General features: G+C 59.0%; 9 protein-coding genes. 5 read left to right on the forward strand and 4 right to left on the reverse strand.

Annotated features, from left to right (window positions below; all coding sequences use genetic code 11):
• Entirely contained in the window at positions 1-981 is a 981-nt protein-coding gene (locus FGF54_RS26295; RefSeq protein ID WP_371734050.1) for an ABC transporter permease, read from the reverse strand.
• A 226-nt stretch (positions 982-1,207) separates the two neighbouring features.
• Between FGF54_RS26295 and FGF54_RS26300 the strand changes: the two genes are divergently transcribed.
• The gene (locus tag FGF54_RS26300) at positions 1,208-2,065 is read left to right on the forward strand and encodes an IclR family transcriptional regulator (protein ID WP_142781841.1); all 858 of its coding nucleotides are present in this window, start codon (positions 1,208-1,210) and stop codon (positions 2,063-2,065) included.
• A gap of 24 nt (positions 2,066-2,089) precedes the next feature.
• Positions 2,090-3,397, forward strand: a complete 1,308-nt coding sequence (locus FGF54_RS26305) for an acetoin dehydrogenase dihydrolipoyllysine-residue acetyltransferase subunit (RefSeq protein WP_142781842.1) — start codon at positions 2,090-2,092, stop codon at positions 3,395-3,397.
• Between the two features lie 4 nt (positions 3,398-3,401).
• Here FGF54_RS26305 and FGF54_RS26310 read toward each other — a convergent pair whose 3' ends face one another.
• The 3 genes from FGF54_RS26310 to FGF54_RS26320 are packed head-to-tail and all read right to left on the reverse strand — an operon-like array spanning position 3,402 to position 6,469.
• On the reverse strand, positions 3,402-4,049 hold the full coding sequence (locus FGF54_RS26310; protein ID WP_142781843.1) for a class II aldolase/adducin family protein: 648 nt from the start codon (positions 4,047-4,049) through the stop codon (positions 3,402-3,404).
• A gap of 9 nt (positions 4,050-4,058) precedes the next feature.
• Positions 4,059-5,273, reverse strand: coding sequence for a four-carbon acid sugar kinase family protein (locus FGF54_RS26315; RefSeq protein ID WP_246667042.1), 1,215 nt, complete (start codon positions 5,271-5,273; stop codon positions 4,059-4,061).
• 56 nt (positions 5,274-5,329) lie between these two features.
• Positions 5,330-6,469: an acyl-CoA dehydrogenase family protein gene (locus tag FGF54_RS26320; protein WP_142781845.1), complete on the reverse strand. Its 1,140-nt coding sequence runs from the start codon at positions 6,467-6,469 to the stop codon at positions 5,330-5,332.
• Between the two features lie 538 nt (positions 6,470-7,007).
• On the opposite strand from FGF54_RS26320, the gene FGF54_RS26325 reads away from it, so the two are divergent.
• From FGF54_RS26325 to FGF54_RS26335, 3 genes are read left to right on the forward strand one after another with little or no spacing between them, the layout of a single operon-like run.
• Positions 7,008-9,182 (forward strand): thiamine pyrophosphate-dependent enzyme, encoded by a 2,175-nt coding sequence (locus tag FGF54_RS26325; protein ID WP_142781846.1) that lies wholly within the window; start codon positions 7,008-7,010, stop codon positions 9,180-9,182.
• Positions 9,183-9,225: 43 nt separating this feature from the next.
• Positions 9,226-10,824, forward strand: a complete 1,599-nt coding sequence (locus FGF54_RS26330) for an ABC transporter substrate-binding protein (RefSeq protein ID WP_142781847.1) — start codon at positions 9,226-9,228, stop codon at positions 10,822-10,824.
• A 53-nt stretch (positions 10,825-10,877) separates the two neighbouring features.
• Complete coding sequence (locus FGF54_RS26335; RefSeq protein WP_142781990.1) at positions 10,878-12,122, forward strand: aminotransferase class III-fold pyridoxal phosphate-dependent enzyme; 1,245 nt, start codon at positions 10,878-10,880, stop codon at positions 12,120-12,122.
• Positions 12,123-12,153: the final 31 nt, after the last annotated feature.

The following is a 12,153-nucleotide window of genomic DNA, read 5'->3' on the forward strand; positions in this document are numbered from 1 at the left end:
TTATCCCAATCGGACGCGAGGGTTGGCGATGACATAGGCGACGTCGGTAATCAGGTTGGTGACGAGAAAAATAACGCCGCCGACGATTGTCACGCCAATGATGGCGGGAAAATCGAGACCGCGTGCGGCCTCAACCGCATAGGATCCCATTCCCGGCCACGAAAAGATCGTCTCGGTCAAAATTGCCCCGGTGAGCAGATAGGCAAAGGAGTAACCTATGACCGTCAGCGTCGGGACAAGGGTGTTTCGCAAGGCGTGACGAACGACGACACGTAATTCCCCTGCCCCTTTTGCTCGGGCGGTCAGGATGAATTCGCGGTCGAGAACTTCTAGCATATTTGCCCGCACGAGACGCGATATGGTGCCCGCTACGGCCCAGCCGAGAACAAATGCCGGCAGGATCAGATGCCAGACCGCATCGATGAACAGTCTGATATTGCCGGAAAGAAGGGCATCGATTGTGATGAAGCCGGTGACGGACGGAGGAAGACTTGCACGCGCATCGACGCGGCCGGGACCGGGCAGGACGCCCCATTTGACGGAAAAGACGTAAAGAAGCGCCAACCCAAGCCAGAACACCGGTATCGACGAGCCGAACAAGGCGAAGAAGCGGGCGGCATGGTCGACAAGCGTATTGCGGAAATAGGCGGCGAGAACGCCAAGCGTGATGCCGATCGTTGAACCGATGACCATTGCGGCGATCACCAGTTCCATCGTCGCGGGCAGTCGGAACAGCACGTCCTGAGCGACCGGCCGGCGGGTAATGAACGACGTACCCATGTCGCCGGTGAGAAGATTGCCGACATAGATGACATACCGTTCCGGCAGGCTGCGATCGAGGCCCCAGCGCGCCTTTGCCGCAGCAACGGCGACCGGGTCGTTCATCTGACGATCCGAGACGATGGACGCGAGCGGATCACCCTTGGTCACCGTCGTCAGAAGAAATGCAAGAGTTACGATGCCAAGTACCAGAAACGGCATCGCGATCAGACGTCGCAATATATATCGTGTCACGGTCAAATACCTACATTCTGGGCGTTTTGTCCTCTCGTCCCCGCATTGGAACGGCTACGCATGATGACTCGATATTGACAACAGTCGTGGCCGACGTCAACATAAATGAAATTATATTCCATTTATTGCAGATCGGGTTGCAATCTCAGCATCCGGCGCGGTATTCGTAGACGCAGGAAAGAAAGGAACTGTGATGCGTAAAAGAACGAAACCGACCGATGGCAGCGATGGAGCGGATGTCGGAAATTCAGCGGCTTCGCTGACGCGCGGTCTGGAAATCCTGCGCGCTTTCACAGCGGACGATGCGACGTTGGGCAACCAGGATCTCATCGACAGGACCGGCCTGCCGAAGGCGACTGTTTCACGGCTGACCTACACGCTCGTCGGTCTCGGCTACCTGCACTACGATGAGATGCTGGGCCGCTACAGCATTGGCCCGGCAACGGTTTCGCTCGGTTATTCTGCCTTAAGCTCAAGCCCGGTCATTCACATGGCACGCCCCCTCATGCAGGAACTGGCGGATGAAACCGGTGCCGCCGTAGCGCTTGGCACCCGAGACGGGCTGGAAATGGTCTATCTGGCCAATTGCAGATCAATGAGCCCCGTGTCCCTGCGGCTGAATGTCGGCTCGCGGCTGCCGATCTACAGAACGGCCATGGGACTTGCCTATCTGGCCGAAATGAAACCGGATATCCGCGCCTCCGTCGTCGATGAGTTGCTGAAAGCAGAACCGGAGAAAGCTGCCAAGCTTCAAGGTTTGGTGGACGGCGCGCTGGAAAGCTATGCGAAGTTTGGCTTCGTAAGCGTGTTTGGCACATGGCACAGCTATATCAATGCCGTCGGGGCTGCCTTCCGCCCCACGGACGGATCGCCGCTCGTGTCTATCACCTGCGGCGGTATCGTTGATATCCTGCCGAGAGATATGTGCTGCGAGACGGTCGGCCCACAATTGGCCAGACTGACGGAACGGCTGCGTGCGAGGCTTCAAGGAAAAGCCGACCCATCTCCGACGAAGGACGTCCCACACACCTGGAACACGTCCGCGGAATAAATATCAGCGCTCAAAGGACCCGCCATGCCGATCAACGTCATCTACCCAAAAGTCAGCCTGGAAATGACAAACGGGCGCATCTCACGATGGCTCGTCGCAGACGGCGATACCGTCAACGAAGGCCAGGTCCTGTTCGAAATCGATAATGACAAGGCCGCCGTCGAGGTGGAATCACCGGCGTCGGGTGTGATTGGCGACATGGTCAAGCATGACATCGAGGTTGAGGTAGGCGCAGGGGTCGCCCGCATCTTTGCCACCGGAGAGGTCGCGGTATCGTCCGAGGTCGCAGCCTCCCTGTCCTTTCCAGCTCCGACGAGACCCGCCGCCGCACCGGCACGCGCACCCGAAGCATTACGGAAAGGGCCAAATCCCACACCGCTCGCGCGACGAATTGCGCGAGAGAACGGTGTTTCGCTCGAAGGCGTCCCAGGTACCGGTCCGCGCGGCCGGGTCCAGAAAAAAGATGTGCTAGAAAAACTCGTGCCCGCGAACTCATCCGTGCCGTTGGCCTCCCCAACGCCCGTCAACGAAGCAAAAAATATGGCGTCCGCGCCAAGCCCCACGACCGAGACAACCCGGCTTCACACCACATGGCTTCGACGCGGCACCGGCATCCCCTTTGTCCTGTTGCATGGCTTCGGCGCAGATCTCAACAACTGGCGGGGCATGCTGGCAGGCTTGCGACATGATTGGCCCGTGCTCGCTGTCGATCTACCCGCTCACGGCAAATCGTCGCGCGAAGTTCCACAGGATCTGGATAGGATGGCCGCTCAGGTTGAGACGGTGCTGGCGGGGGAAGGTATCGAGCCGCTCATTCTCGTCGGTCATTCCTTCGGCGGCGCGCTTGCCACCCGGCTTGCGGCACGCGGAATGCTTGATATTCGCGGCCTGTGTCTCTTTGCGCCGGCCGGTCTCGGCCCGGAAATCAACGCATCCTTCCTCGACGGACTGCTGCGTGCAAACAGCGCCAGCAGCCTCCGCCCCTGGCTCGAGCTTCTCGCATACGATCCTGCCACCATTTCCGATGGTTTCCTGCAAGCCGTCGTCGAGCAGCGGCGGGACGAGGGGCTTACGACGGCGATGCGACAGCTTTCGCAGCAGTTTTTCCCGGACGGAACCCAGAGCGTCTCCATCCGTAGCGACCTGACGCGGCTGAAATCCCTCGTTCGCGTCGTCTTCGGCAGACAGGACCGCATTCTGCCCTTCTCTTACACCCACGGTCTTCCAGGCAACGTGGCATTGCATGCGCTCGACCATTGCGGACACATGCCGCATCTGGAACAGCCGGAGTTGGCTGCGGCAATACTGGAGGATATCCGAAGAGGGATTTAGCCGCCTAACTGCGCGGCTGCTGACCGTAGCCGCGATAGCGGGCATGCACGTGTGTCATCTCGTCTTGCGTCAGCAGGACAGGTTCTCCCGCCGCTTTCGCCAAAACGTACTGACGCGCAAGCGTTTCGAGTTTTGCTGCCCGGTTCAGCGCCGATGCAAGATCGTCACCGATCGTCACGATGCCGTGGTTGGCCATCAGACAGGCGGAATAGGTCCGCCCGAGCGCGCGAACAATGGTTTCCGAGAGTTCGGGGCTGCCGAAACAGGCATAATCCGCGCAGGGAATTTCGTCGCCGCCAAAACCCGCGACCATGTAATGAAATGGCGGGATCGACCGGCGCAAGGCTGCCAGTGCCACACAATGATCCGGATGCGCATGAACAACTGCGCCCGCCACCGTCGTTTCATAGACGCGCGCGTGTATCGCCCATTCCGAGGAGGGGCGCCATCGTCCCTGCCAGGTGCCATCGAAGCTCATTTCGACGATCTGTTCGACGGTGAGTTCTTCGGGGGGTATACCCGTTGGCGTAATCAGCATGCCTGTGCCGTGCCGCAAGCTGAAATTTCCGACCGTGCCGCTATTCAGTCCGAGCGCCACTGATTTGCGGCTCGCCGCGATCAATGCCTCTTTCTGACCTTTTGAATCATCCATTGTACGCTCCTAAGGCTTGCTATCCATGGCTGCGAGTGCACGCAGTAAAATATCCGGCGCTCCAAGTTTACCGGGCTTGAGATAGAGCGAAAGCGGCACCGGTTCCTCAACGACGCAAAATCCCGTGCCCATTGGCCCCTCAGGCAGCGCCCTCACAAGATCGATACCCAGTGCCCTCACAACAGCACCCGAGGTTTCTCCACCGGCAACGACAAAGCGGCGAATGCCGCGATCACACAGACCCTTTGCTATCGTGCCCAAAAGCGTTTCAGCGCGTCGCGCCGCACCGAGCGGCCCAAGCGCTGACTGAACACGTTCGACCTCGTCGGGGTTGGCCGCCGTCGATACGGCAAATGGCGCAGTTCCGATCCGGCTTGCCGCCCAGTCCAGCGCATCGCCGACCAAGGCTTCGTCGTTGCGAGGATCAAGAACATCGAGCGTTAAAACAGGATGAATTGCACCGAAGGCCGCAAGTTGTTCGAGGGCCACAGGACCGACGCTTCCGATAAGTACGGCGGCAGGCCCGTCAGCATGACGCGGTGGTGATCGGAAACCGAAGTCGCCTCCCATTGCCAATTTTTTCGCATAGGCAATCACAAGGGGATCGCTGGCTGCAACCACGCAGGACAACCGGGATGCGGCCTGAGCCGTGATATCGACGTCGCCATCATCACTCGCATCCATCAGCACATGGCGCGCACCTTCGGCTTGCAGAGCCTCCATCGCCGCACAAACGGCATCGGCTCCTTTTTGCAGCGTCGTGTGATTGATCAAGGCGACACGGTGCGGGGTCTGCCGGCCGATGAAGCGGGCCAGATCCGGATCTTCCATCGGCGTCAACGGGTCGAATCGCTTGATCGATTCCGAAACCAGCCGACCTCGATAGAAGAGATAACCTTGATGAACCGTCGTGCCGAGACTGGGAAAACCGGCACTCATGACAACAGGCAGCCCGCCCGCACGATCGGAAAGAAAATCGGCGGCGGGGCCGATATTGCCATCCGCCGTCGAATCGAATGTCGCGCACGCCTTGTATGCGAGTTGTCGGCAACCGGCACGTTCGAGCGCGCCAGCCATGTTTTGCAATTCCGAAATTGCCTCGATGACCGGCACCGTCCGCGTCCGTGTTCCGGCCACGACGATTGCGGCAGGCGGCACGGCGGCATGTGGGCCGAACATCACTGGACAGTTTATGCCTGCACTTTCCAGATAACAGGCGACCATCAGGGCACCGGTGAAATCGTCTGCGATGATACCCAGTTCCCGTTGCATGGCTCGCCTCACGCGTTCATCATTTCCCGTGCGATGATGATCTGCTGAATCTGCGACGTGCCCTCATAGAGCCTGAACAGCCTCACGTCGCGGTAGAAGTGTTCAACGGGATACTCCTGCATATAGCCTGCTCCACCGTGAATCTGGACGGCGCGGTCGGCGACGCGGCCCACCATTTCGGAGCAGAACAGCTTGCAGCTCGCGGCCTCCTGAATAATCCGCTCGCCCTCGTCGAAACGCCTCGCAGCTTCCAGTACCATCGACCGCCCGGCAAAGGTCTCGGTCGCGCTGTCCGCCAGCATTGCCTGAATAAGCTGATGTTCGGAAATGGGCTTGCCGAACTGGACGCGGTTGCGGGAAAAATTGACTGACTCGTCGCAAAGACGCTGCGCGGCTCCCACACACACGGCGGAGATATGCAGGCGCCCCCGGTTGAGCACCTTCATCGCCGTCTTGAACCCCTGCCCCTCGACGCCGCCAATGACCGAGTCCGCAGACACCCGGCAGTTGTCAAAGATGACATCGCACGTTCGCGTGCCGCGCTGGCCCATCTTCTTGTCGATCGCGCCAAAACCAAGACCGGAACTGTCACGCGGCACGAGGAAGGCCGTGACGCCGGCCGGTCCCGGTCCGCCGGTGCGTGCCATGACGGTAAAGACGTCGGCGACCGGCGCATTGGTTATATAACGCTTCGTACCGTTCAGAATGTAATGATCGCCGTCGCGCACCGCCGTCGTCCGCACAGAACCCGCATCCGACCCGACATCCGGCTCCGTCAAGGCAAACGAACCGATAACCTCGCCTGTCGCCATGCGCGGCAACCAGTAGCGCTTCTGCTCTGCGGTACCATCAACGATGATGCCCTGGCAGCCAATGCCATTGTTCGTTCCAATGACCGAACGGAAGGCAGGCGACGTATATCCGAGTTCGAAGGCGATAATGACCTCCTCTTCCATCGTCAGGCCGAGACCGCCGAAATCTTCCGGTATGGACATGCCGAAAAGCCCAAGTTGACGCATTTCATCCACGAGGTCGGCCGGAATGGCGTTTTCTTCTTCAACCCGGGCCTCGGCAGGCATCAGACGCTCGCAGACGAACCGATGCACCGTTTCCTTCAGCGCATCCAGCAAATCACGGTCCCTAATCATCGCATTCGTGTCCTTTCCGAGGTCTTCGCAATATCCGTTGGCCTAAAAGCTCGCACAGCTTAGCGTGCGGTTCAACAAAAAAACGGAATTTATTTCCATAAATGAAAAATCCGTTCTCAGGGCTTTTTGTCGAACAAGCCGAATGACAGGCATCGTCGGCAAACGGGAAAAACCACAGACGGCCAGATCGAACGAACAAACCGTCTCCGTGTCCGGGTGCGTATTTTTTCTGTAACGATCATATTCTTCAAGTTGATGGCGCTGGGCTGGCGCGCGAATTGCCAAAAACACACCCAGAAAGACATTTTAAAAATAACGTATATTTTTCAATTTACTAAGTAGAGAATACGCCATCTTGACCACCTGAATAAGCTGCTGAAACCGGACGTTTCCTGCGAGAAAATCAGCGAGATGAAAATTTCTGTTGCATACAATGGCGAGCCCGGCTTAGTCTGAAGATACAAAAACGGAATTTATTTCCATAAACGGATACAGACGGTATACGCCCTCTCAAATCCGCGGGAACACTGAGGACAAGATGGTAAGCCAGACACCCCTTAATCCTTCCGCGCCATGGTTCCGGATCGAACTGGACGAGACGGATTGGCGCGAGGAAGAAGCGCAAAACCTGATCCACTGGTACGGACAGATGCTTCTTGTCCGGCGGTTCGAGGAAAAGCTCCTCGATCTGGAGAAGGCAGGACTGATTCACGGCCCTGCCCATTCCAGTATCGGCCAGGAAGCGGGTGCGGTCGGCGCCATGTCGGCGCTTGTGACGGGAGACAAGATAAATGGTACGCACCGGGCACATCATCAGGTTCTGCTGAAGCTTCTTAACCCTGCGGTTCCGCAGGGCTTCGACATCCGCGAGGATGCATTCACGCCGGAAATGGACGATGCAATCTATCGTTTCATGGCCGAGATCATGGGACTGACACCTGGATATTGCGGCGGGCGCGGCGGCTCCATGCACATGCGCTTTGCGGATGCGGGCGTCGTTGGCACGTCGGCGATCGTCGGCGGAAACCCGCCGCACGCCGCAGGTTATGCGCTTGCCGACAAAGTGCTCGGCCGCGATCAGATTTCAGTCGCCTTCTTCGGTGACGGCGCGACGCAGAACGGCGCAAGCTACGAAGCAATGAACATCGCGGCGGCGCAATCTCTCCCGGTGATCTTCTTCATCGAAAACAATCTTTACGGCGTTTCCACCCGCATTTCCGAAGTTACCCGCGAGACGCGCCTGTCCTCACGCGGCGCCATGCTCGGTATCGCCTCCATCGAATGTGACGGCATGGATGTCGTCGCCGTTCATCGCGCCATGGTCGAGGCACGTCGCATCATTCGCGAAACAGGCGGGCCGGTTGTCGTCGAAGCGCTCTGTTACCGCCATTTCCATCAGTCTGGCGGCCGGAACGGAAGCGATTTTGGCTACCGGAGCAAGGAAGAGGAAGCCATCTGGCGCGAGCGGGATCCGGTGGCACTTGCCGAAGCGCGCCTGAGCGCGCTTGGCCTGTTGTCCAGCGAGGAACTGGCGCGCATCGACGCGCTCGTCACCGATCGTGTCGGTGCGGCAGCCGCGCGTCTGACGGAGCCCGTTCCGGGCGGCAACGCATTGCGCATACCGGACAGTCTGTGGCCTGATCCGGCAACCCGCGATCAGGGCATGCTGGGGGATCTGTCCGAGCTTGCCGGCAAGCGGATGCTGGATCATGACGCGATGCGGGCGGGTCCCGTTGAAAAAGTGAAATTCGTGACCGCCGCTTCGGAAACCCTGGCGGCAGCCATGGCCCGCGATCCACGCATCATCGTCATGGGTGAGGATGTGCACCAGATGCGCGGGGGTGTCAGCGGATTCACCAAGGGCGTTCTGGAGCGTTGGCCCGATCGCGTGCTTCCGATGCCGATTGCAGAAAACGGCTTCACCGGTGTGGCGCTGGGTGCGGCGCTGAACGGGTTGCGCCCCATTGTCGAGGTCATGTTCGGGGATTTCTGCTTCACGGCCGCCGACCAGATCGCCAATGGTGTCGGCAAGGTCCGTCACATGTTCGGTGACGGCTTTCCGGTGCCGCTGGTCATGCGTGTTCGGGTTTCCCCCCATACCGGATATGGTTCACAGCATTCCGGCGACCCGTCAGCGCTTTTTGCGATGTTTCCGGGCTGGCGTATCGTCACGCCGTCCAATGCCTTCGACTACATCGGCCTCATGAACTCGGCACTGGAATGCAACGATCCCGTCGTCGTGATCGAACATACCGAGCTGTACCAGAGGGAGTTCGAAGTGCCGGCGGGCGACCGTGAATTCCATATTCCTTTCGGCGCCGCCAACATTGTTCGTTCGGGAATGCAGTGTACTGTACTTGCGACATCGGTGATGGTTCAGAACACAGTCAAAGCCGCCGAGGAAAGCGGTATAGATGCAGAGATCATAGATCTGCGGAATATCGACCATCACGGTATGGACTGGGAACTGATCGGCACCTCGATCGCCAAGACCGGCCGCGTGGTGATCGCCGAGCAAACGGCGCGCAGCCTGTCCATGGGTGCAATCTGGACTGCAGAGATCCAAGAGCGCTTCTTCGACTTTCTTGACCACGAAATTCTGCGCGTGACGGGGGGGCTTGCTGCTCCCACGGTTTCGGCGGTTCTGAATCGCGCAGCTCTCGCCACGTCCGCCGACATACGCGACGCCTTGCATAAAATAGCGGAAAATTAACGGGAACAGGGCTCCCGCAGCCCGACAAACTGGAGACCTACACATGACAAGACTGCTTTCGACTTCAAGAATTGCATTCTTCTCCATCGCCCTTGCGTCGACGGCGCTCGCTGGACCGGTTTCAACGGCCTCTGCGGCTGAACGCGCGCTGGTGATCGCACGCGACATGGACGTAAACTCCCTCGACCCGGCACGAGCCTGGTGCGATACGTGCCAGATCTACAACACGTCCGTCTACGAGCAGCTCGTGACGCTCGACAAGGACAACAAGCTTCAGCCTCTTCTGGCCACGAGCTGGGAGACAAACAAGGACCAGACCCAGTTCACCTTCCAGCTCGATCCAAGCGCAAAATTCTCGGACGGCTCGCCTGTCGAGGCCAAGGACGTGAAATGGTCGTTCGAGCGACTGAAAAACATCAAGGGCAACGGAGCGTTCCTTGCCGAACCGATTTCATCGATCGATACGCCGGATGCCCATACGGTCATCGTCAAGCTTTCGGTATCGAACTCCGAATTCCTCAATCAGGCCGCCGCCGGTTTCCTTGGGGTCATCAACAGCGACGTGGCCATTGCCAATGGCGCACTTGCGGATGCCACAGCAGCAGACAAGGACAAATCGGAAAACTGGTTTCTGACCAACTCCGCCGGCAGCGGCCCCTTTGTCCTTGCGTCGTATGAGCCGAATGCCGAGCTACGGCTAAAGCGTAATGACAGTTACTGGCGCAAGGCACCTGCGGTGCCCGAAGTCGTGTTCCGCCAGGTCAAGGACGCAGTCGCTCAGGCGCAGATGCTGCAATCCGGATCTGCCGACATCGCCATGCAGATCGACCCGGAAACCGCCAAGACGCTGGAGGGCAGCAACGTCACGGTCGAAAAAGTTCCGTCCTACAATTTCGTGTACATCGCCCTGTCGCCCGGCGCCAAAGCCAATACGGTCAAGCTGACGCCAGAGGTTCGCGAAGCGATTTCGATTGCTATCGATCGCACCTCTTTGATCGATTTCGTCCTTGGCGGGGCCGGACGCCCGATTGCGACCCCGATTCCGCTGGGTTTCCCCGGTGGAGATGGGCATGAAATTCCAGTCTATAACCCGGATCGTGCGAAAGAAATCCTTGCCAAGGCGGGAGCCGCCGACGGCTTCACACTGAAGTCGATCTATCCCGACATGAACGTTTATGGCGTCGATTTCTCGTTGATGATGCAAAAGATCCAGCAGAATCTGTCCAAGGTCGGCATCAAGGTCGAGCTTTCGCCGGTGCCGTTCGCGAACTGGCGTGAAGCTGCCAACGGCGATCATATTCCGCTGACGGCCGTCTTCTTCGCTCCGGACTTTTTCGGTACGTCGCAATATGTCGACGTATTTGGCCTGTCCGAAGGCTCCGTCTGGGCAAAGCGCGCTGGCGGCGTCACCGATCCGTCGATCATCAATGCCAAGACAGGCGAACTGGCGAAGAAGGCATTGTCCGCACCGACAGCGGAGGACGCAAACAAGCTCTGGTTCCAGGCAGGCGACCTGATGGCCAAGGATCGCATCATCGTCCCGATGGTCAGCCCCGACCTGATCCTCGCCCACAGCCCGACCATCAAGGGTGTTCGTTACAGCGCCTGCTGCAATCTGCCGCTGGCGGAAATTTCAAACTGATCGAACGCACGGGAGGGGCAGAAGTGCTCCTCCCGCAACGAAAGGATCGGAAGATGACAAATAAACTGCTGAACAGCCGGGATACGGAACTCCTGACACGTGCTGCCCGTGTTGTCCCGAACGGGGTCTGGGGACATATGGCAACGCGTGCGATCGGACCGGGATATCCCCAGTTCTTTTCCCGTTCCGAGGGATGCCGGGTCTGGGACGCCGACGGCAACGAATACATCGACTTTATGTGCGCGTGGGGACCGAACGTTCTCGGCTATCGCCATCCGCAAGTGGATGCGGCGGCATTCGCGCAAATCGAAAAGGGCGATATCGGTAACGGTCCAACGGAGACCATGGTCGAACTCGCCGAACTGCTCGTCGATACGATTGACCATGCCGATTGGGCGCTTTTTCAGAAAAACGGAACAGATGCCACAACGGCCTGTGTTACCATTGCACGCGCGGCCACGGGACGTCGCAAGATCCTTGTTGCGCGCGGCGCCTATCATGGTGCTGTACCATGGTGTTCGCCTTCCCTCATCGGCGTCACCGCGGAGGACCGGGCCCACATCATCATCTTCGATTTCAATGATGCCGCGAGCCTCGATACCGCTGTCCAGGCAGCAGGAGACGATCTGGCAGGTATCCTGCTAACAGCATTCCGTCACGATGTGGGCAAGGACCAGGAAATGCCGGACCAGGCATTTCTTGAACATGCGCGAGCGATCTGTAACCGGACAGGCGCTGCCCTTATCCTCGACGACGTGCGAGCCGGTTTCCGCCTTGATGCAAGAGGAAGCTGGGCGCGCTACGGGGTCAAACCTGATCTCGCCGCCTATTCAAAGTCGATTGCCAATGGCTGGCCATTGGCAGCCGTGGCGGGGGCGGAAAGGTTCAGGGAAGGAGCTGGAAAGGTGTTCGTGACCGGCTCCTTCTGGTACGGAGCGGCATCCATGGCAGCGGCAATCCGCACCATCCACATTCTTCGCGACACGGATGCGCTGGCGCACACGGAAGCGATGGGAGAACGGCTGCGCACCGGTCTTGACGGAATTGCAAATCGCCACGGCTTCCGCTTGCGGCAAACAGGCCCGGTGCAGATGACGATGGTGCTGTTCGACGGCGATCAGGATCTGAGGATCGGTAATGCCTTCTGCGCAGCGGCGCTGAGACACGGGATCTACCTGCACCCCAAACACAACATGTTCCTGTGCGCCGCGCATAGGCCCGATGACATAGACCGCGCGCTCGAGGCGGCCGAGCGCGCATTTGCCGATATTGTTTCAGCCGGTGTCGAAGCCGCCTGAGGACTTCCCGCCACCATCGTCAGGCGGCGGA

The organism is Agrobacterium sp. T29 (genome assembly GCF_006970545.1).
Taxonomy (GTDB): domain Bacteria; phylum Pseudomonadota; class Alphaproteobacteria; order Rhizobiales; family Rhizobiaceae; genus Agrobacterium; species Agrobacterium leguminum.

What these genes read in the sequence shown, in the direction of transcription:
- FGF54_RS26295 (WP_371734050.1), bottom strand. Translation starts at nt 981, where the DNA reads ATGCCGTTTCTGGTACTTGGCATCGTAACTCTTGCATTTCTTCTGACG.
- FGF54_RS26300 (WP_142781841.1), top strand. Translation starts at nt 1,208, where the DNA reads ATGCGTAAAAGAACGAAACCGACCGATGGCAGCGATGGAGCGGATGTC.
- FGF54_RS26305 (WP_142781842.1), top strand. Translation starts at nt 2,090, where the DNA reads ATGCCGATCAACGTCATCTACCCAAAAGTCAGCCTGGAAATGACAAAC.
- FGF54_RS26310 (WP_142781843.1), bottom strand. Translation starts at nt 4,049, where the DNA reads ATGGATGATTCAAAAGGTCAGAAAGAGGCATTGATCGCGGCGAGCCGC.
- FGF54_RS26315 (WP_246667042.1), bottom strand. Translation starts at nt 5,273, where the DNA reads ATGGTCGCCTGTTATCTGGAAAGTGCAGGCATAAACTGTCCAGTGATG.
- FGF54_RS26320 (WP_142781845.1), bottom strand. Translation starts at nt 6,469, where the DNA reads ATGATTAGGGACCGTGATTTGCTGGATGCGCTGAAGGAAACGGTGCAT.
- FGF54_RS26325 (WP_142781846.1), top strand. Translation starts at nt 7,008, where the DNA reads ATGGTAAGCCAGACACCCCTTAATCCTTCCGCGCCATGGTTCCGGATC.
- FGF54_RS26330 (WP_142781847.1), top strand. Translation starts at nt 9,226, where the DNA reads ATGACAAGACTGCTTTCGACTTCAAGAATTGCATTCTTCTCCATCGCC.
- FGF54_RS26335 (WP_142781990.1), top strand. Translation starts at nt 10,878, where the DNA reads ATGACAAATAAACTGCTGAACAGCCGGGATACGGAACTCCTGACACGT.